General features: G+C 61.2%; 19 protein-coding genes. 7 read left to right on the plus strand and 12 right to left on the minus strand.

Features of this window, described 5'->3' with window-relative positions:
• The first annotated feature begins 77 nt into the window (after nucleotides 1–77).
• Entirely contained in the window at nucleotides 78–992 is a 915-nt protein-coding gene (locus tag EKK30_RS00670; protein WP_290978703.1) for a DMT family transporter, read from the plus strand.
• On the opposite strand, the gene tgt is transcribed toward EKK30_RS00670, so the two are convergent.
• From tgt to EKK30_RS00705, 7 genes are all read right to left on the minus strand, one after another.
• The gene (gene tgt / locus EKK30_RS00675; RefSeq protein ID WP_290978706.1) at nucleotides 964–2154 is read right to left on the minus strand and encodes a tRNA guanosine(34) transglycosylase Tgt; all 1191 of its coding nucleotides are present in this window, start codon (nucleotides 2152–2154) and stop codon (nucleotides 964–966) included. The genes EKK30_RS00670 and tgt overlap by 29 nt on opposite strands.
• Nucleotides 2155–2162: 8 nt before the next feature.
• Nucleotides 2163–3335 carry an alpha/beta hydrolase gene (locus EKK30_RS00680; protein ID WP_290978708.1) on the minus strand — a complete coding sequence of 391 codons (1173 nt, stop codon included), beginning with the start codon at nucleotides 3333–3335 and terminating at the stop codon, nucleotides 2163–2165.
• Nucleotides 3336–3423: 88 nt separating this feature from the next.
• A complete protein-coding gene (gene queA, locus EKK30_RS00685) occupies nucleotides 3424–4530 on the minus strand; it encodes a tRNA preQ1(34) S-adenosylmethionine ribosyltransferase-isomerase QueA (protein ID WP_290978711.1) in 1107 nt (368 codons plus the stop codon).
• Between the two features lie 119 nt (nucleotides 4531–4649).
• The gene (locus EKK30_RS00690) at nucleotides 4650–5054 is read right to left on the minus strand and encodes a DUF423 domain-containing protein (RefSeq protein ID WP_290978714.1); all 405 of its coding nucleotides are present in this window, start codon (nucleotides 5052–5054) and stop codon (nucleotides 4650–4652) included.
• Entirely contained in the window at nucleotides 5054–5530 is a 477-nt protein-coding gene (locus EKK30_RS00695) for a peptidylprolyl isomerase (RefSeq protein WP_290978717.1), read from the minus strand. The genes EKK30_RS00690 and EKK30_RS00695 overlap by 1 nt, the downstream gene beginning before the upstream one ends.
• A gap of 143 nt (nucleotides 5531–5673) precedes the next feature.
• Complete coding sequence (locus EKK30_RS00700) at nucleotides 5674–6213, minus strand: peptidylprolyl isomerase (protein WP_290978720.1); 540 nt, start codon at nucleotides 6211–6213, stop codon at nucleotides 5674–5676.
• A gap of 158 nt (nucleotides 6214–6371) precedes the next feature.
• Nucleotides 6372–8186 (minus strand): hypothetical protein, encoded by a 1815-nt coding sequence (locus EKK30_RS00705; RefSeq protein WP_290978723.1) that lies wholly within the window; start codon nucleotides 8184–8186, stop codon nucleotides 6372–6374.
• A 233-nt stretch (nucleotides 8187–8419) separates the two neighbouring features.
• Here EKK30_RS00705 and EKK30_RS00710 point away from each other — a divergent pair, with 233 nt between their 5' ends.
• A complete protein-coding gene (locus tag EKK30_RS00710) occupies nucleotides 8420–8890 on the plus strand; it encodes a hypothetical protein (RefSeq protein ID WP_290978727.1) in 471 nt (156 codons plus the stop codon).
• Nucleotides 8891–8939: 49 nt separating this feature from the next.
• Here EKK30_RS00710 and coaD read toward each other — a convergent pair whose 3' ends face one another.
• Both coaD and EKK30_RS00720 read right to left on the minus strand, forming a co-directional pair.
• A complete protein-coding gene (gene coaD / locus EKK30_RS00715) occupies nucleotides 8940–9443 on the minus strand; it encodes a pantetheine-phosphate adenylyltransferase (RefSeq protein WP_290978730.1) in 504 nt (167 codons plus the stop codon).
• Nucleotides 9444–9580: 137 nt separating this feature from the next.
• Nucleotides 9581–9955, minus strand: coding sequence for a c-type cytochrome (locus tag EKK30_RS00720; RefSeq protein WP_290978733.1), 375 nt, complete (start codon nucleotides 9953–9955; stop codon nucleotides 9581–9583).
• A 424-nt stretch (nucleotides 9956–10379) separates the two neighbouring features.
• Between EKK30_RS00720 and gyrA the strand changes: the two genes are divergently transcribed.
• Both gyrA and EKK30_RS00730 read left to right on the plus strand, forming a co-directional pair.
• Entirely contained in the window at nucleotides 10380–13130 is a 2751-nt protein-coding gene (gyrA, locus tag EKK30_RS00725) for a DNA gyrase subunit A (RefSeq protein WP_290978736.1), read from the plus strand.
• A gap of 205 nt (nucleotides 13131–13335) precedes the next feature.
• Nucleotides 13336–13650 (plus strand): GIY-YIG nuclease family protein, encoded by a 315-nt coding sequence (locus EKK30_RS00730; protein WP_290978739.1) that lies wholly within the window; start codon nucleotides 13336–13338, stop codon nucleotides 13648–13650.
• Between the two features lie 66 nt (nucleotides 13651–13716).
• On the opposite strand, the gene EKK30_RS00735 is transcribed toward EKK30_RS00730, so the two are convergent.
• On the minus strand, nucleotides 13717–14472 hold the full coding sequence (locus EKK30_RS00735) for a Crp/Fnr family transcriptional regulator (RefSeq protein ID WP_290978742.1): 756 nt from the start codon (nucleotides 14470–14472) through the stop codon (nucleotides 13717–13719).
• A 262-nt stretch (nucleotides 14473–14734) separates the two neighbouring features.
• On the opposite strand from EKK30_RS00735, the gene EKK30_RS00740 reads away from it, so the two are divergent.
• On the plus strand, nucleotides 14735–15421 hold the full coding sequence (locus tag EKK30_RS00740; protein ID WP_290978745.1) for an OmpW family outer membrane protein: 687 nt from the start codon (nucleotides 14735–14737) through the stop codon (nucleotides 15419–15421).
• On the opposite strand, the gene EKK30_RS00745 is transcribed toward EKK30_RS00740, so the two are convergent.
• On the minus strand, nucleotides 15374–16384 hold the full coding sequence (locus tag EKK30_RS00745; protein ID WP_290978748.1) for a phosphatase PAP2 family protein: 1011 nt from the start codon (nucleotides 16382–16384) through the stop codon (nucleotides 15374–15376). The two genes, EKK30_RS00740 and EKK30_RS00745, sit on opposite strands and share 48 nt — an antisense overlap.
• 206 nt (nucleotides 16385–16590) lie before the next feature.
• Between EKK30_RS00745 and EKK30_RS00750 the strand changes: the two genes are divergently transcribed.
• Nucleotides 16591–17565, plus strand: coding sequence for a cation diffusion facilitator family transporter (locus EKK30_RS00750; RefSeq protein WP_290978750.1), 975 nt, complete (start codon nucleotides 16591–16593; stop codon nucleotides 17563–17565).
• A gap of 74 nt (nucleotides 17566–17639) precedes the next feature.
• On the opposite strand, the gene EKK30_RS00755 is transcribed toward EKK30_RS00750, so the two are convergent.
• A complete protein-coding gene (locus EKK30_RS00755) occupies nucleotides 17640–18152 on the minus strand; it encodes a single-stranded DNA-binding protein (RefSeq protein WP_290978753.1) in 513 nt (170 codons plus the stop codon).
• A 364-nt stretch (nucleotides 18153–18516) separates the two neighbouring features.
• Here EKK30_RS00755 and EKK30_RS00760 point away from each other — a divergent pair, with 364 nt between their 5' ends.
• A complete protein-coding gene (locus EKK30_RS00760) occupies nucleotides 18517–18885 on the plus strand; it encodes a YkgJ family cysteine cluster protein (protein WP_290978756.1) in 369 nt (122 codons plus the stop codon).
• Nucleotides 18886–18889: the final 4 nt, after the last annotated feature.

The raw sequence follows: 18889 nt of genomic DNA on the forward strand, positions 1-18889 counted from the left end.
CAGCAGCAGACACGAACCGCACGCGCCCCGTCTCGGCTGCGGCCCGTCTACCGCATATCGCCGGAAAAGCGTCTCACATGCCTGATCGCCTCAAGGCCATTTTCCTGGTGTGTGCCGGGGTGACGCTTTTCTCTGTTCTCGATACCACCGCCAAATACCTCGGCACGCGGCTGGGCGTGCCCGTTGCGCAAATCGTTTGGATGCGCTTCGCAACGCAGATCTTCTGGATCACGGTGCTCATGAGCCCGGCAAAGATGCCGGCGCTGATGAAAACCAAGAACTTGAAACTTCAGCTGACACGGTCTGCCCTTATGGCGATGACCACGTTGCTGAACTTCGTCGCCGTCAAGTATCTGCGCCTCGATCAGACGCTGTCGATAACATTCCTGACGCCCCTCGTCGTCGCCGCGCTCGCCGTGCCATTGCTCGGCGAACACGTCGGCTGGCACCGCGCGGCCGCAATTGCCGTCGGCTTCATCGGCATTCTTATTGTCGTGCGGCCGGGGGTTACGTCGATCCAGCCGGCTTTCGCCTGGGCGTTCGGATCGATGATCTCGTATTCCCTGCTTTTGATCGTGACGCGCAAGCTATCCGCATTCGACCCGCCGATGGTGACGCTGAACTATGGGTCGGTCGTCGGCGTCGTCGCTTCCCTTCCCTTTATCTTCGCCGATTGGATCTGGTTTCCGAGCGCGGAGATCTGGATCTTGCTCCTGCTGCTCGGCGCTCTCGGCGGCGGCGGCCACTTCCTCATGATCCAGGCCTACCGCTTTGCACCAGCCTCAGCCGTGACGCCCTTCATCTACGTCGAGCTGATCAGCATGATCACGCTGAGCTACGTGATCTTCGGCGACGAGCCCGATCGCTGGAGCTTTATCGGCTCGATGGTCATCGTCGCATCGGGCCTCTACCTCATCCACCGCGAGCGCATCGCGCACCGAGAAGCCCTGATGGCGATGGAGCCTACCGATCCTGCCGAGGAGAGGCGATGATGCGGGCCTTCGTCTCGGCCGCCCAATCATCGAAGCGGCCTTCCGCGATCGCTTTCCGCATCGCCGCCATCAGGTCCTGATAGAAGACGGTATTGACCCACGACAGGATCATGGCGCCGAGGTATTCGCCCGACTTGATCAGGTGATGGATGTAAGCGCGCGAAAACTCCCGCGCCGCCGGACATGAGCTGAATTCGTCCAAGGGCCCGGCGTCTTCCGCAAACTTCGCATTGCGCAGATTGAGCGGCCCGCCCCAGGTGAATGCGTAGCCATGGCGGCCATTGCGCGTCGGCATCACGCAATCGAACATGTCGACCCCGAGACGCACGCTTTCGATCAGATCGAGCGGCGTGCCGACCCCCATCAAATATCTCGGCTTGTCGACCGGCAGATGCGGCAGCGTCTCGGCCAGCGTCGCGATCATCGCCTCGTGACCTTCGCCGACCGCAAGACCGCCGACCGCGTACCCCGGAAAATCCATCGCCACGAGCCTGTCCGCCGACCGATGCCGAAGCTCGATATCCGTACCGCCCTGCACGATCGCAAACAGCGCCTGTCCCGGACCCGCGCCGCCTGACGAAAGTTGCATCTCGAAGGCGCGCTTGGAACGCTCGGCCCAGCGCAACGACAGTTCCATCGCCCGCTCGACTTCCTTGCGCTCGGCCGGCAATTCGATGCACTCGTCGAACTGCATCTGGATGTCGGAACCGAGCAGGCATTGAATTTCGATCGAGCGCTCGGGCGACAGCATGTGCCGCGACCCATCGAGATGCGATTGAAACGCGACGCCCTCTTCCGTGATCTTGCGGATCTTGCCGAGACTCATCACCTGGAAGCCGCCCGAGTCCGTCAGGATCGGCTTCTCCCATCGCATGAACGTGTGCAGACCGCCGAGTTTCGCGACGCGCTCCGCGCCGGGACGCAGCATCAGGTGATAGGTATTGCCGAGCAGGATATCCGCGCCAGCATCGCGGACCTGCTCAGGGTAGAGCGCTTTCACCGTCGCGACCGTGCCGACCGGCATGAAGGCCGGCGTCCGGATCACGCCGCGCGGTGTCGCGATCTCGCCGAGCCGTGCTTTGCCATCCTGACCATGGAGGCGAAAGGCGAACGCGTCGGCCGCCGAATGCGACGGCGAAGTTGCGAGTGTCTCAGCGCTCATGATGCGTTCTATTTTCCGATCTTCTCGACGACGGCTTTGCCCGACTCGACGATCAGGCGCGTGACGTTGGGGGCCGCATCGCTATAGACGAGATCAGCTGTCGGCGCGCCCGTGGTGATGAAGGAATGAATATCCTTCGCCACCGTCTCCGCTGCCGACCATTGAATGTTATGGCCGATGTCACTCTCCTGCGCGCCGGACTGGGGCAGCGGCCGCTTGCCGTATTCCTTCCAGTAGAACGTCAGGCCCGACTTCGCCGCAGCATCCTTCAGGGAGTTTTTGATCTCTTCCTGATCCTTGGCGAGATAGATGCTGTCCTGCGTCGCCCACATCACCAGCGCCGGCACGGCGAGAGACTTGAGCCGTTCCGTGTTGTCCTGAGCCAGCAAGCCTTTCGTCGCGCCGATCCACGTGCCGAGGCGAACCTTCGCCGTCTCCGGCGTATAGGGCGCCAGGAATGAAGGTTGCGCGGCGGGATCGAGCGTCCAGTTCGCGGCGATCCACTCCATCGCTTTCGGATCGGCATCGAGCGGCGTTAGTTCATACACACCGGCGGGGTAGGAATAATGCTTGGCTTCGAGCGCAGGTTTCCACGCCCCCTCAATCGTCTGTTTCAGCACGAAGTCTCCGAGCGCCGCGTTGCCGACGCTCTTCGCGCCGGTCGCATCGAGAACGGCGTGCCCGACCATCTCAGGATGCGTGAGCGCGATCTCCTGCACCACGAACGAACCCATCGAGTGACCGGCCAAATCCGCTTTGCCGATGCCTTTCGCCTTCATGAAGGCAATCACATCGCTGGCATGATCGGAAATCCGATAGCAAGTCTCGGGAGCCGCCGCACACGTCTTGGCGTCAGGCATGCTGCTCTGGCCGTGGCCGCGCAAATCGACGGCGATGATGTGCAGGCTCGGATCGATCTTGTGGAGCGCGTCCATCGTCAGCGACCAGGAACGCACGCTGTCGGTCAAACCATGGATCAGCAGCACCGGCTTGCCATCCGCCGGTCCGACTTCGATGTAGGCCATTTCGATGCCGGTCGAGAGCTTCTCTTTGCATCGCGGTCCATCCACAGACGTGCAGGCCGTTCCCGCCCTGGAGGCCGTACCCGATGTCAGCAAGGCAATTGCTGTTGCAATGCCCACGCAGAACTGCCGGACGGTAGACGCGATACGAGATGTCATGAAAGCCTCACACGGCTAAGAGGAAACGGCTGAGCGCCACCGCCGACCATAGCAAGCGTGCCGAGTATTGAGAAGTTGCGGCTTGTCGTCATTCGGACTGGTCTGCCCGCGCAAGGAGACTTGCATCTCCGTAAGAGTAGAACCGGTATCCGTTACGGATCGCATGCCCGTAAGCCGCGCGCATGGTGCCCAGTCCGGAGAACGCAGCGACCAGCATGAAAAGCGTCGAGCGCGGAAGATGGAAGTTCGTCATCAGCAGATCGATCGCCTTGAAGCGATAACCGGGCGTTATGAAGATCGCCGTTTCTCCCGACCACGGCACGAGGGTGCCGTCTTCCCGCGCTGCACTTTCGAGCAAGCGCAGCGACGTCGTGCCGACCGCCACGATCCGCCCGCCTCGCGCCCGGACCGCATTCAGCGCGTCCGCCGTTTCGCGCGAAACCGCGCCCCACTCCGAATGCATTTTATGCGCGTCGGTATCCTCCGCCTTCACCGGCAGAAAGGTACCCGCGCCGACATGCAGCGTCACGAAATGCCGAGAGATGCCGCGCGCATCGAGCGCCGCGAACAGCTCGGGCGTAAAATGCAGCCCGGCGGTCGGCGCCGCCACCGCGCCCTCCTTCTCGGCATAGATGGTTTGATAGCTATCGCGATCGCGTGCATCGGGCTCGCGCTTGAGCGCGATATAGGGCGGCAGCGGCATTGCGCCGACTGCCGATATCGCTTCATCGAGAGCCGCACCGGACAAATCGAACGCCAGCTCGACTTCTCCGGCTTCACCCTTTGCGGCCACCGTCGCATCGAGCGCGCCCTGCAGGCACACGTCTTCGGAATGTCCGAAGTGCACGCGATCTCCGGCTTCGAGGCGTTTCGCCGGACGTGCGAAAGCGCGCCACGTATTGTCCGAAACTCGCTTCGTCAGATTGAAGTCGACGTGCGCCCGAGTCTCTCCTCGCATGCGAACGCCGGACAGTGCTGCCGGTATGACCTTCGTGTCGTTGAAAACCAGCGCATCTCCCGGACGCAGGAGATCCGGTAAATCTCGAACCTGCTTGTCGTCCAGATCGGCATCGTCACGCGCGCAGCCGCCTTTTACCGGATGCACGACGAGGAGGCGCGCGGTATCGCGCGGCTCGGCGGGGTAAAGCGCAATCGCGCTGTCGGGTAAGACGAAATCGAAAAGATCGGTACGCATTTGCGTCGGCTTAGACGATCATCACCCGTATAGGAAGGCGGCGAATGCCCCACCCTTAACGCCGCGATCCGCGGCGCTCGCATCCCGGCACAAACCCGAGAGGATTGCTCCTCGAAGCGTCAATTCCCGCCACGGCTCACGAACCCGGCCACCGCGACCAGCAACCAGCTCAAGATCATGCCCGATCCGCCGATCGGCGCGAGAAATTGCAGCGAGGCGATATCGGTGAAGGTGTGAAACGCGATCTCTCCCGAAAAGAGCGTCGCAGAAAACAGCATCAGCAGCCCGACAGCGCTCCAAAGCCCAGACCGCGCGCTTCGCAGCGCCAGCGAATAGATCGCGACCGCAGCCACGGCGTGAATCGTCAGGATCGTCGCCGCCGTCGCAAGTGCAGGACTGTCCACTTTGTGAGCGGCAACGGCCGATAACGCCACGCCCGCGGCTCCGGCCAACCCGGCCCAAACGGGAATGAGAAAAGGCGCACCCGAAAGCGCGCCTCCCTTTTCGTCGCGCGGCGCTGGCATCAGGCCGCGTCCGCCGCGACCTGGACCTTGATCATCTTGTCCGGGCTCTTTGGCGGCTCGCCCTTGTTGATCTTGTCGACGTTCTCCATGCCTTCGATGACCTTGCCCCAGACGGTATATTGCTTGTCGAGGAAGCGCGCGTCGTCGAAGCAAATGAAGAACTGGCTGTTGGCCGAATTCGGACTGGACGCCCGCGCCATCGAGCAGACGCCGCGAACGTGCGGCTCGGCATTGAACTCCGCCGGCAGGTTGCCGTGCGAGGAACCGCCCGTGCCCCGACCGTCAGGGCAGCCCGTCTGCGCCATGAAACCGTCGATCACGCGATGAAAGACGATGCCGTCGTAGAAGCCTTCGCGGGCCAGTTGCTTGATGCGCTCCACATGCTTTGGCGCAAGATCCGGACGCAATTCGATGACGACGGGCCCCTTGCTCGTCTCGATGAGCAGCGTGTTCTCGGGATCTTTGTAGTCGGCCATATCGGAAATTTCCTTTCTTGTTGCTCCCTCTCCCCTTCGGGAGAGGGCTAGGGCGAGGGGTCGCTTTTCTTCTTTCGACCGCCCCGTTACCGGCGCTTGCAGCGCCCGCCTCTCCCCCCGGGGGAGAGGCGCGATCAGTTAGATTATTGCACGTAGACTTTCTTCATAACGTCGGGATCGGCGACGGTTCCCGAGCCGGGCTCTCCACGCTTGATCATGTCGACGTATTGCATGCCGTCGACCACTTCACCGAAGATCGTGTACTGGTTCTTGAGACCGGCGCAGCCGATGCTGTTGAAGCAGATGAAGAACTGGCTGTTCGCCGAATTGGGATCGGAGGTCCGCGCCATCGCGACGGTGCCGCGCTTGAATTCCTCGTTGGAGAATTCCGCCGGCAGATCGGGCAGCTTCGAGCCGCCTGTGCCCGTGCCGGTCGGATCGCCCGTTTGCGCCATGAAGTCGTCGATCACGCGATGGAACTTGATGCCGTTGTAGAAGCCCTGGTTGGCCAGCGTCTTGATCTGCTCGACCGTCTTCGGCGCAAGGTCCGGACGAAGCTGAATGACGACCTTGCCGTTTTTCAGCTCGATCACGAGCTTGTCGCCGTCTGCCCGCGCAGGCAGGCTTGCAAACACGCTCACGGCCAACAGGGACGCGAAAACAAACGATAGAAGTCGAACCATGGCGCTCCTCGCGAATTGACGATCTTTATCGGCCGTGCCGGGCTTATCCCGGCCGCCTGACGGTGCGGCGGGCAGTGTTGCCGCCCTTATGGCGATTTGACGGCCCGACCGCAAGGTTCGAGCCACGACGTGCCGCGCCCGGGCGCCCCATCGCGTGGCTACGGGCCGGTTCTGGCGTCCGGCTCGAAAATTCCCGACTTATGGACGCCATCCATCAGCCGGCCGACTTCATCGTCGTTGATGTTCCAGAGCCGCCACCAGTCCGCAAAGCTTTGCAGGGTCGCGCCGGGATAAAGCCTCTGCATTCGGCGCCACGCGTCGGCGGCGTCCGGCTTCATGCCAAGCTGACCATAGATCGGAATGATCTCGAGATAGACATAGAACATGTCTTGGATGCCCTGCTTCGCGATCTCAAGGGCCCGCCGGTAGTTGCCAGCGAGATAGAGCGCCGTATAGACCGTTGAATTGTACCATCCGATCGAAGCGTCGGGATTTATCCTGTTGGCTTTTTCGGCAAGCGCTACTCCGCGATCGTGATCTCCGGCCGCGGAGATCATGCATCCCAGCGTGGACATGATCTCGGCATCGTATGGCGCAAGATCGAGGGCCTGTGCGGCCTCCGCTCCGAAACGGTCGAGTTGCTTCGTGAAGAAGTAAGCTGACGCAGCAATCATGCGCGCCCGCGCGTCCGCTGGATCAAGTTCCACGGCCTTGGCCGCCTGTCGGGCGATCTCATCTGCCGGCACAGGCTTTTCATCGAGACGAAAGACCCAGCCCATTACGGCGATCCATGCGAGTTCGCGCCGCGCCCGTGAATTCTCGGGGTCGAGCGCGACCGCCTTATTCAGGAAATTACGCGCCGTCTGGAAAATCTCGGGCGTCCAGTTCCATTGCACAATCTCGCGAGCCCGGAGGACAAGGTCATATGATTGAATCTGTTCAGGGCTCTTGCGGAGTGCGGACTTGGCCTCGCTGCTTTCAATTGCGCCGTAGCTGCCGGCAACCTTGCCGACGATCTGGTTGACGACTTCGTCCTGCACGACGAGCAAGTCCGCCATCTCCCGATCATACTTCTCAGCCCAGACGTGCGAGCCCGTTTTGGCATCGATCAGCTGCGTGGTAATGCGCACGTTGTCACCGACGCGCCGCGCGCTTCCCTGCAGCACGTAGCGGACCTTGAGGTCGCGTCCGATCTTCTGCACGTCGACGGGCTGCCCTTTGAATTGAAACGTCGAGTTCCTGGCGATCACGCGCAGATCGCGGGAGCGCGCCAGCTCCGTCTGGATGTCCTCCGTCAAGCCATCGCTGAAGTAGTCTTCCTTCGGATCGCCGCTCAAGTTCGTGAACGGCAGCACCGCCATCGCCGGGACGCTCGCGATATCGGCGGGACCGCCGGCCTCGCCCGCCACAGGCTTCGGCGCAGAGGACCGAACAGCCCACCAGCCAGCTGCAGCAATCAAGAGGAAAAAAACTGCGAACGCGGAAAGCGCGACTGGCGATCTCTTGGCTCGTGCAAACCGACCGGATACTCTCTCGGCATGCGCCTCGGCCCCTGCGGCGTGCGCCTGGCCGTCCGCATTTTGCGGCTCCGCGGCGTTCGGTGGAGCTTCCGTCCGCCGGAATTCAATGGAAGGCGTATACGTGCCTTTCGGCAACTCGACACGTATCGGATCGCCCTGCCCGGCGCCGTCGTAGTATTCGCGCAACCGGTCACGCACCCGTCCGGCCTCGACACGCACGACCGGGTCGATGTTGGCATCGAACGTCCCGGGACGATCGAAAACCTCGCACGCAATGGTGTAGCCCTTCAGGCGGTCGCCGCGCCCGGCGAGGGTCTCGTCGATGATGTACTCAAGAAACCGTGACCGCCGCCGCGATTGCTGGAACGATGTGCTTCTTAAGATGCGCTCAAGCTGTTCGCGAACAGCGGCCTGCTCGGACTCATTCCAGCAACGAGGCGGAATATCCGTCACGCGAACGCTCCTGAAAGCGCCTGATCGGCCTCACCCCGTTGTCCGGATGGGCCCTCTGACACCGTAACATACTTCCCCGAAACGCGGCGTTTCTGCAGCTTCCGGACCTAGGGCCGCGGTGAGCGCTCCTCACGACATGAAATCAAGAATGACAGTTCCGATTGCCGGACGCGCTTGCCGCGTGGACGGCGCATACTAAGCAATTTTTTCAAATCAAGGATGGAGGATCAAATATGAACGGCGTTCTGATCAACTCGTCTTTTCTCATCTCGTCGGTTCTCATTTCCGCTCTGGCCTCCCACCCCCGTGCCGCTGCAGCCGAGCAGACCGGCGTCATCGTCTGCATGACGGATAAGTGGGACGAGAGGGAAATCTCCAAGGGTCACAAGGTCGCCGAATACGCCGGGCGCTGCATCACAGTTCCGACCGACACCGCTCGCGAAACCATCGTCGCTGACTGCGTCGGCAAGTACGAGTACATGCCCGACGGCAGCTGGAAGGGTGTCGGCACCGGGGTCGACCACTTCAAGAGCGGCGAGACCCGTACCTTCTCTTGGGACGAAGGTTCTGACCTCAAAGAATACCGCTACACCAACACCGGCGGCACCGGAAAATTCCAGAATGCGAAGGGCGGCGGCACATACTTCTACGTGCCAATCACCGAGACCGTTTTCTCGGGCACGTATAAGGAAACATCCGAATAGTTCTGCAGCGGGTCATCCAGCGGCAGTCGGGCCTCAGCCGGCTGCCCGCTCAAGCTTTTTTGCCAGGCTTCGCCTTGAGCCGCTTCAGCACGCCTGCCGATACGAATGGCGAGGGATCGCCGCCCATAGAAGCCACCGCGCGCACGAGGTTTGCAGCGATGTGGCGGACCGCGGGCGATGCCGCCACGTAAACGGTTTGAATCTCCGGCGCCATCTCGCCGTTCATTCCGGCCATTTGCATTTCGTAATCGAAGTCGGTGCCGTCCCGCAGGCCACGCACGATGATCGACGCTTTGTTGGCGCGCGCCGCTTCGACCGCAAGACCCGAGAACGTCACGACGGCAATGTCCGTCTTGGTTTGCGCCGCTATCGGCCCGACTTCGTCTTCGAGCATCGCCACGCGCTCGGCCTCGTCGAACATCGGCGCCTTACCCGGATTGATCCCGATACCGATGACGAGCCTGTCCAGAAGACCAGCCGCGCGACGAATAACGTCCGTGTGCCCGAGCGTCACGGGATCGAACGAGCCGGAATAAAAGCCGATGCGGGTCATGTACGGTCACCATTGAGATCGCCTCTCAATAGCGCCCGCGCCAAGCCTTGCCCATAGGGGGCAGACAAGCTTTCACCAACACGATGAACAAACCGGTCATCCTCGCACTTGCGGCGAGGATGACATCGGAAATCTCATCAATTCGGGTTCGTCTTAAGGAAGTCGATAATCTGCTTGCGGGTGTTCGCATCACCCACCCCGGAAAACGGCTTCATGTTGTTGTTCGGGATAAGGCCGTTCGGGTTGGCTATAAACTTGTCGAGGGACGCCTCGTCCCAGGTGATGCCCGACGATTTCACTGCGCCGGAATAGTTGAAACCTTCCGCCGTGCCAGCCTTCCGGCCGATGATGCCATGCAAATTCGGGCCAAGGCGATTATCGCCCTCTTTCCAGGAATGGCAGGTCCGGCAGTTGTTGTTGAACGCCTCCTGTCCGCCCTCGCCCTCAGCCAAGGCTGCCTGCACGAAAAACGGTGAAGCGGCGATTGCCAGTCCAGCGATGAGCTTGCGCATTTACATCTCCTCCGGGCCGGCTCGATGGCCCATTTTCTCAGTTCAAGTCCTCTGGTTCGAACGTCGGTAAGAGGGGCGATGTTCCTGCTTGAGGGGCAGGGTTCAACCAGGGTTGAGGCGGCGTGAACGCGCTGAACGATGCCCATTTCCGGATACGGCCAAGGCCCTGGCGGCCGTGGTTAAGACTCGCGGCAGATGCGTTTTTGCGATCCCTGTCGAGCGGCGTTCCAGCGAGGTCGAAACTCTACGCCAGCCGAAGCCATAACATCATGAAAAATCACAATATTTATTATTTCTGTGGGGCCGTGGCACGTCGACGCGCACGTGGCATTCGCATTCCGTTTTTGCTAAAGTATAAGCACTGGATTCCTACCGGCCGCCGACGCTTGTCGCCCCGCCGATCTCATCCCGGAAAGAGCAGACTTTGACCGACAACAACGACGAAGAAAATTCGGCCGGCCGCGAACCGAGCGACATCCGCCCGATCTCGATTTCGGACGAGATGCGCCGCTCTTATCTCGATTACGCGATGAGCGTCATCATCAGCCGCGCGCTGCCCGACGTACGCGACGGCCTGAAGCCCGTGCATCGCCGCATTCTCTTCGCCATGAACGAGCTCGGGCTCGACTGGAACAAGAAGTACGTCAAATCGGCGCGCATCGTCGGCGAGGTGATGGGCAAGTATCACCCGCACGGCAACCTCGCGATCTACGACGCCCTCGTTCGCCTCGCGCAGGAATTCTCGATGCGCGTGCCCCTCGTCGATGGCCAGGGCAACTTCGGCTCGATCGACGGCGACCCGCCCGCCGCCGAGCGTTATACCGAATCCCGCCTCGCCAAGGTCGCGAGCTTCCTGCTCGACGATCTCGACAACGACACGGTCGATTATCGCGATAACTACGACGGCACGATCCAAGAGCCTTCCGTGTTGCCGGCGAAGTTCCCGAACCTGCTCGTCAACGGCGCAGGCGGCATTGCAGTCGGCATGGCGACCAACATTCCACCGCACAATCTGGGCGAAGTCATCGACGCCTGCATCGCCGATCTCGACAATCCCGAAATCGGCATCGACGAGCTGACCCAGATCATCCAAGGGCCCGACTTCCCGACGGCCGGCATCATTCTCGGCCGCGGCGGCATCCTCTCCGCCTATCACAAGGGCCGGGGCTCGATCATCATGCGCGCCCGTGTCAAGATCGAGAATATCCGCAAAGACCGCGAAGCGCTGATCGTCACCGAGATCCCCTACCAGGTCAACAAGCGCACGCTGATCGAGAAGATCGCCGACTTGGTTCGCGACAAGAAGATCGAGGGCATCTCCGACCTTTGGGATGAATCGAACCGCGAAGGCATTCGCATCGTCATTGAGTTGAAGCGGGACGCCGTAGCCGACGTCGTCCTCAACAATCTCTACCGCTATTCCGACCTGCAGACGACGTTCGGCGCCAACATGCTGGCGATCAACGGCGGCCGCCCGGAGAGCCTCAATCTCAAGGATTTCATTTCCGCCTTCACGACCTTCCGCCAGGAGGTCGTAACCCGGCGCATCAAGCATCTTCTCAACAAGGCCCGTGATCGCGCCCACGTCCTCGTCGGCCTGGCGATCGCCGTCGCCAACATCGACGAAGTCATCAAGCTCATCCGCTACTCGGCTTCTCCCGCCGAAGCCAAGGAGCAATTGATGGCGCGCGACTGGCCTGCAAAAGACATGACCCCGCTGATCGAGCTCATCGCCGACCCGCGTCACAAGGTTTCTGCGGAAGGCACGTATCGTCTTTCGGAAGAGCAGGCGAAATCGATCCTCGAGCTTCGTCTGGCCCGCCTCACCGCTCTCGGCCGGGATGAAATCTCCGAAGAGTTGAACAAGATCGCGACCGAGATCAAAGAGTATCTCGCCATCCTCGCCTCGCGGGCGCGCGTCGTCGATATCGTCAAGGGCGAACTGCAGGCCATCAAGAACGAGTTCGCGACACCGCGCAAAACCGAGATCGTCGACATCGAAGGCGAGGTTGAGGACGAAGACCTCATCCAGCGCGAAGACTGCGTCGTGACGGTCAGCCACAAGGGCTACATCAAGCGCGTGCCGCTCGCCGCCTATCGTGCCCAGCGCCGCGGCGGCAAGGGCCGGTCCGGCATGTCGACGCGCGACGAGGATTTCGTCACGCAGCTCTTCGTGACCTCCACCCATACGCCGGTGCTGTTCTTCTCTTCGCGCGGCATGTGTTACCGCATGAAGGTTTGGCGCTTGCCGCCCGCCTCTCCGCAGTCGCCCGGCAAGGCTCTCGTCAATCTGTTGCCGCTTGAAGAAGGTGAGGCCATCACCTCGATCCTGCCGCTGCCGGAGGATTCTTCCACCTGGGGCGATCTCGAACTCATCTTCGCGACGCGCTCGGGCAACGTCCGCCGCAACGCGCTTGCCGATTTCGAGAACATCAACCGCAACGGCAAGATCGCGATGAAACTCGACGAGGGCGACCGCATCGTCCAGGTTGCGATCGCGACGCCCAACCAGGACGTCCTGCTCACGAGCGCGGAGGGCCAGTGCATCCGCTTCCTGATCGGCGACGAGATCCGCCTGTTCAAAGGCCGCGACTCCACCGGCGTTCGCGGCATCCGGCTCGACGACAAGGACGAGGTGATCTCGATGGCGATCCTCGACCACTTCGATGCGTCCGCTGAAGAGCGCGCCGCGTACCTCAAGCAGGCGAGCGCCCTGCGACGCTCGGAAGACGCCGAAGAGGCAGAGGTCGCGCCGGTCGAGGCGGAAGGTGAAGAGGTCAGCGCCGATGCAGTGACGCTAACGCCCGAGCGCTTCGGCGAGATGCAGACGGCCGAGCAATTCGTGTTGACGGTCTCGAGCAGGGGCTTCGGCAAGCGCTCATCGTCGTACGAGTTCCGTACGTCGGGTCGCGGCGGCAAAGGCATCGTCGCGATGGTGGCGAATGATAGAAACGGCCGCTTGCTCGCCTCCTTCCCCATCGGCGAGAACGACCAGATCATGCTCGTGACCGACGGCGGCCAGCTCATTCGCTGCCCCGTGCACGACATCCGCATCGCCGGCCGCAACACGCAGGGCGTGCGCATCTTCAAAACCGATGCCGACGAGAAGGTCGTCTCGGTCGAGCGCATCACCGAAGAGGAAGCGGAAGAGTCCTCAGAAACCACCGTCGAGTAAGCCGCCAACAATTGTCATCCTCGGGCTTGTCCCGAGGATCCATCTCCCACCGTCTCCCTGGCCCAATGGATCCTCGGCCTGAAGCCGAGGATGACAGCTTAAATAAGCAGCGTCGCGTCTGCGGAGGCCCCCATCGCTCGGGCGATGTCCACAAAATGGCATCCTCGGGCTTGTCCCGAGGATCCATCCTGCTCATTCTGCGTCGATGGATCGAGGGATCAACCGCAGCTATTGGGTCTACATCTTAGCGAGCAAACCACATGGAACACTCTACGTCGGCGTGACCAACGACATCCTCGGACGAGTCGAAAAGCACCGCCAGAAAAAGGGCTCGGCCTTCACCGCTAAATACAGCGTGGCCCATCTCGTCCATTTCGAAGCATTCGGCGATATCGAACACGCGATCCAACGCGAGAAGACATTGAAGGCCTATCTGCGAGCCTGGAAAATCAATCTTATCGAACGCGAGAACCCGCACTGGATTGATCTCTATTCCGAGATCAGAAAGAAATTCGGCTAGGAAAACAGACTACAGGATTCAATTGATCCTGTGCTGGAACGCCCCGAATAACGTCTCGCTCTTGCCTCAGCGCGAGAGCTGCGGTTTTCCGGCGCCATGGGCCGCAACGATGGCCTCGCTCATCGGACACTTCGCCAGAAGTGCGTGCCAGTCGCGAACAACGATCTGGAAACGGCCCCGGCGCTCGATGATCCGCGCCGTGGCCAGCGCCGAAAACGTCCGCGAGATCGTATCGGCATTGAGCGACAGATAATCGGCGATGCTGTACCGCGACAGTGGCAGCTCGAACGCGATCGATCCGCCGGAAGAAATGCCGGATCGTGCGCCCGTCTCGATCAGAAAGCCCGCAACCTTCTCCTCGGAATTGAGGATCGACATCTCGGCCGCATGCAACTGCATCCGCGCATTCTGATCGTTGAGCCGTCCGAAGATCGCGTGCCACAAGTGCCCATCGCGCGAGGCTTCTTCGCCTAACACGGCCGGCGTCAGCTTCCAGAACTCGCACGGACGCTGCGAGGTGAGCGACACGGACGCAAGCGGCGCTTGCAGCTCCGGCACCAGCACATCGCCGGGATATAGCAGCGAAGTGATCACGCGAACATCCGAGCCCGCCACACCGGTTTCAATCCCGACGACGCCCTTCGCGACGAAGTAAACATAGCCGCCACCGAGCGACGGCAGCGCGCACCGATTGCCGAGTCGCACGAATTGCGCACGCGGCCGAAGCCGTGAGAGCGACGACAGTTCCGCGTTCAACATCGCGCGATCGTCTTCACGCGTGGCGACCGGTCTTCCAGCAGTTTCGAATGAGGTCATGGACATTATCTGCTCGCTGGACGGAAAGTTTCCTTCGCACTTGGCGAGCTGTTATCCGCCCGTCATGCAGCCTAGCATTTGACGTGAGTCAAAAAGTTGCGTGTCGCCTCGGTCACATGAGAAACGATCAGCGCGCGGATCTGACCGGAGTCAGAAGGAAGCGATCAAGCGCTCTGGCGCTCTGCAGCACTAAGCATCGATATCTCCATTGGGAAATTGCCGAGTCGAAACGGCTCGGCAGGAAAGTCCATACAGGGGAATGAATGTCATGCGGCGGCTAGCTCTAAGCGCACTTCTTGTACTTTCGTTGGTTGCACCGGCGAGTGCTGGCGATTACAGCGGCGACACGTTGGTGCGCGTGCAGGGCACGTACGTCGCGCCCGATTCGAGCGCGAAGGTCTATTCCGGCGGGACCTTGGTGCCGAGTTATAACTCGGAAGTCAGCGACGCCTGGATCCCGACGCTGACGCTGACGCACTTCTTCACCAAGAACATCGCGGCCGAACTCTTCTGCTGCTTCGCCCATCTGAACGCCCAGGGCACGTCGGGCGCGATCAACGGCGCGGATCTCGGCGGCTTCTGGGCCTTCCCGCCGATCCTCACGCTCCAGTACCACTTTGATCCGATCAGCGGCCTCAAGCCCTATGTGGGCGCCGGCGTGCAATACATTCACTACTTTGGCGGCGGCCACAGCGACCTGGGCGGAGCCAAAATCAAACTGGATGACTCATGGGGCTTTGCCCTGCAGGGCGGCGTCGATGTCGAAATCGGCCGCGGTTGGTATCTCAACGCCGACATCAAGAAGGTCTGGGAAGATACCGACGCGTCCTGGAGCGGCACGCCTGTAACAGCCAAGGTCACGGTCGACCCGCTTATCGTCTCGGTCGGCCTCGGCTACCGGTTCAATCTAGCCGACCTTCTCGGCGGCCGTTCCGAACCCGCGCCGCTGAAGTAACTCATCAGCGCTGCTGAACGCATGCGAGCCCGCCGCGATGCGGCTCGCGAGCCAGAGAGCCAGCACGGCAACCGCCGTGCCGGCTACCACGTCGACGATATAATGCCCGCCGATGGGCACGGATGACACGAGCATCACGGCATTGAGGGCGACCAGGGGCCAGCGCAAGAGCGTCGTCCAGAACGTCCAAGCGAGTATGATTGATGCTGCAGCATGGAAGCTCGGCATGGCCACGATCCCCTCGAGCGCTTTGTAGCCAAGGGTGTCGAGAGACCCATCCTTCAATGACCTGAGCACTTCCGGGTAATGCCACGCAGAGGCGACCCAAACGTCGGGCACAGACGTACGCGGTATCTCAAAGTGGACGTAACCTCCGACAGCCGGAGAAAACGGAAACACGCTGATGCAGATCGCGAGCGCGATCGCCGTTGCGGTAAGCGCCTGCCAGAAGCGCTGGCTTTGTCCAACCAAAAACAGATAGCCGACCATCAACACCGGCTGCCAATTCAGCGAGACATAGGCGTAGCTCAGCATGTGTCCAATCAGCGGGTTGCTCGTCATCGCCGGAGCATCGGTGTTCCAGTTGAACCCGAAAAGCGCTTTGTCGGCGGCGGCAAAAGAACCATCAAAATAATTTCGACTGATAACGGCGAGAACCGCGCTCGCGAAAATCGCGCAGACGGAAAGCAAGAGGTAGCAGGCGGCGCCTTTCACCGCCTCACCCAGACGCGAGACACCGAGAAACTGAAGGTATAACCCCAAGGCCCAAAGGGTCAGGATACTCGCTGCGATCGCGTTCATCTCTTCGGCGCGATAGCGCAGCAGCCCGCACGCAACGCCCGTCGCGACAACGCCCCCGAAACCTGCGCAAATATAGAGGGTCGGCAGAGACGCCGGTTCGATGACATCCCCGCGAAAGGAATATCGTGAACGAAGGATTGATGTCAGTTTCGCGCCGGCCATGCCGCATGCCTACCAAAGTAGGTTTAAAGCCGCGTAAAACGCGCGTTTTGCGACGCCGTTAACAGCGATAATCCCGAACTTCGTTCCTCTTCGAAGCCCGACACCGGCGCGCTCCCAGCGCCAGCCTTGCAGATCACCGCCAGCGCGGTGGACGGGCTCCCCGCAATTCGGTTACGGAATGGTGGGCGACATGAGGGAGCAAGACCTTGGAGACCGGCGGTTCAAAGGCCGTAATTTTTGTGGCGTTCGCGTGCAATCTCGGCATCGCGGTGGCCAAGTTCGTGGCGGCGGCCTGGACGCAATCCTCAGCCATGCTGTCGGAGGCGATCCATTCGCTCGTCGATACCTCCAACCAGCTCCTCCTTCTCTTCGGCATCAATCGCGCCGCCCGGCCAGCGGATGCCCAGCACCCGTTCGGCTACGGCAAGGAGATCTACTTCTGGAGTTTCATCGTCGCCATGGTGCTCTTCGCGCTCGGCGCGGGCGTGGCGATCTACGAAGGTGTCGAGAAGATCCTCAATCCGCATCCGCTCAGGGACGTGTTCTGGGTCTACGCGGTTCTCCTCGTCGCCATCGCGCTGGAAGGCTATTCGATGCTCAAGGCGGTGCGTGAATTCAACGTGCGCCGAAAGCCATCCGGCCTCGGCTTCGTCGCCGCCCTGCGCGCGTCCAAAGACCCGTCGCTGTTCGCCATCGTCCTGGAGGACGCGGCCGCCTTGGCGGGCCTCGCCATCGCTCTGATCGGCACGCTATTCGCTGACCTTGGCGGCTACGACAGCGCCGACGGCATGGCCTCGATCCTCATCGGCTGCGTGCTGGGATACGTCGCGTTCTTCATGTCACGCGAAATCCGCTCGTTGATCGTCGGCGAAGCAGCTTCCGGCACCGTCCAGCGCGGCCTCCGTGAAATCGTCGAGCAGGAGTTGGGCCCGGATAAGCCTATTCGGACGATCAACGAAATCCGCACGATGCACCTCGGCCCGCAGGACGTACTCGTCACCGCCAGCGTCGACTTCGAAGATTGGGTGAGCGCGCGCACCGTGGAAGACGTAACCGCGCGGCTGCAGGCGGCGATAAAGTCCCGCTATCCCGAAGTGCAGCACCTCTTCATCGAGGTGCAGTCCGAGCAAGCGTTTCAAGCCAACAAAAGCCGGCCCGTTGCCGCCGCGTCCGCGCATTAGTCAGGAGGATGCCGCGCCGACGCTGGAATGATCCGCTCCCGTCGCTCCGGCCGGCCCCCTACCGGAAAAGACGATCAGAAGGGAATTTCGTCGTCGATGGCCTTGTCGAAGCCGCCCTTCGACCCGCCGCTCTTGGCGACGCGCCGCGTTTCGCCCGCGCTCGAGCCGAACCCGCCATCGGATGCATAATCGGGTGCGCTTTCCTGCATGCCCATCGACGCGCCGCGACCCCCGCCGGCACCGTCAAGCATTGTCAGCGTGCCGTTGTAGCCCTGAATGACGACCTCGGTAGAATACTTCTCGGCGCCGCTCTGGTCCGTCCACTTCCGTGTCTGCAGCGCGCCCTCGATGTAAAGCTTCGCGCCCTTCTTCACATACTGCTCGATGATCTTGCAGAGAGGCTCGCTGAAGACGACGACGCGATGCCATTCCGTCTTCTCCTTGCGCTCGCCCGTCTGCTTGTCGCGCCACGTATCGCTCGTCGCGATGCTCAGGTTGGCGATCGGGCGGCCATCCTGCGTGCGGCGGATCTCGGGATCCTTGCCGACATTGCCAACCAGAATGACCTTGTTGACCGACCCTGCCATTTCACTCGTCTCCTTGACTGGACACCGGAACGTTCTGGCGTCCCAGGTAAAAGCCGTGGCGCTGAACCATCCGGCTCATTTTGTTGCATCAGCACCCCGTCTTATGTGCCGACTCTCGAATGGACATTAAAGGCTCGATGTCCCGGCTTCTCGATCCAATCGCCGTTGTCCACACCATCGAAAAGCTTTCGTTCGCTAATTGTTCCATATTAGTCACCGCCGCGCGCGATGCAAGCGGATAACCCTACCCACGGGTCCAGCAACGAGTGGGATCTACAGCAAATGCGTCTTGACTGACGCAGCGCATGATTTATGGCCGTTGCGGGAGTGGATGCGTGCGCACGCGGGAGCACCAAAGCCTCAGATGGCTCAATACAATTGTCTGAACTGCCCAGGATACTGCTGTTCGTATCCGGTCATTGCGCTGAACAAACGCGACGTCGAGCGCCTCGCCCGATATTTCAAGCTGCCTTACGAGACCGCGAAACGCCGTTTCACGCGCGCAGCGCACGGGCACAAGTACATCATGCGGCGCAAGAACGATAAGCACTTCGGCCGTATCTGCCAGTTCTTCGATACCAAGCTTCGCCGCTGCACGATTTACAAGGCCCGGCCTTTCGCCTGCCGCGACTACCCGGGGTCAGGCCGTTGCGGCTATTACGATTTTCTGTTGCACGAGCGCCGCTGCCAGACGGACGATACCTTCGTCGCCGTCACCAACCACAAAGATTAGCCGC

Source organism: Hyphomicrobium sp., assembly GCF_003987855.1.
Classification (GTDB): Bacteria; Pseudomonadota; Alphaproteobacteria; order Rhizobiales; family Hyphomicrobiaceae; genus Hyphomicrobium_B.

Bases quoted from the DNA above. Each gene is read 5' to 3' on its own strand.
- tgt (WP_290978706.1), bottom strand. From the start codon at position 2,154: ATGAGCGCTGAGACACTCGCAACTTCGCCGTCGCATTCGGCGGCCGAC.
- EKK30_RS00745 (WP_290978748.1), bottom strand. From the start codon at position 16,384: ATGGCCGGCGCGAAACTGACATCAATCCTTCGTTCACGATATTCCTTT.
- EKK30_RS00735 (WP_290978742.1), bottom strand. From the start codon at position 14,472: ATGTCCATGACCTCATTCGAAACTGCTGGAAGACCGGTCGCCACGCGT.
- EKK30_RS00755 (WP_290978753.1), bottom strand. From the start codon at position 18,152: ATGGCAGGGTCGGTCAACAAGGTCATTCTGGTTGGCAATGTCGGCAAG.
- EKK30_RS00690 (WP_290978714.1), bottom strand. From the start codon at position 5,054: ATGCCAGCGCCGCGCGACGAAAAGGGAGGCGCGCTTTCGGGTGCGCCT.
- EKK30_RS00710 (WP_290978727.1), top strand. From the start codon at position 8,420: ATGAACGGCGTTCTGATCAACTCGTCTTTTCTCATCTCGTCGGTTCTC.
- EKK30_RS00670 (WP_290978703.1), top strand. From the start codon at position 78: ATGCCTGATCGCCTCAAGGCCATTTTCCTGGTGTGTGCCGGGGTGACG.
- EKK30_RS00680 (WP_290978708.1), bottom strand. From the start codon at position 3,335: ATGACATCTCGTATCGCGTCTACCGTCCGGCAGTTCTGCGTGGGCATT.
- EKK30_RS00740 (WP_290978745.1), top strand. From the start codon at position 14,735: ATGCGGCGGCTAGCTCTAAGCGCACTTCTTGTACTTTCGTTGGTTGCA.
- coaD (WP_290978730.1), bottom strand. From the start codon at position 9,443: ATGACCCGCATCGGCTTTTATTCCGGCTCGTTCGATCCCGTGACGCTC.
- EKK30_RS00720 (WP_290978733.1), bottom strand. From the start codon at position 9,955: ATGCGCAAGCTCATCGCTGGACTGGCAATCGCCGCTTCACCGTTTTTC.
- EKK30_RS00700 (WP_290978720.1), bottom strand. From the start codon at position 6,213: ATGGTTCGACTTCTATCGTTTGTTTTCGCGTCCCTGTTGGCCGTGAGC.
- EKK30_RS00730 (WP_290978739.1), top strand. From the start codon at position 13,336: ATGGATCGAGGGATCAACCGCAGCTATTGGGTCTACATCTTAGCGAGC.
- EKK30_RS00760 (WP_290978756.1), top strand. From the start codon at position 18,517: ATGGCTCAATACAATTGTCTGAACTGCCCAGGATACTGCTGTTCGTAT.
- EKK30_RS00695 (WP_290978717.1), bottom strand. From the start codon at position 5,530: ATGGCCGACTACAAAGATCCCGAGAACACGCTGCTCATCGAGACGAGC.
- queA (WP_290978711.1), bottom strand. From the start codon at position 4,530: ATGCGTACCGATCTTTTCGATTTCGTCTTACCCGACAGCGCGATTGCG.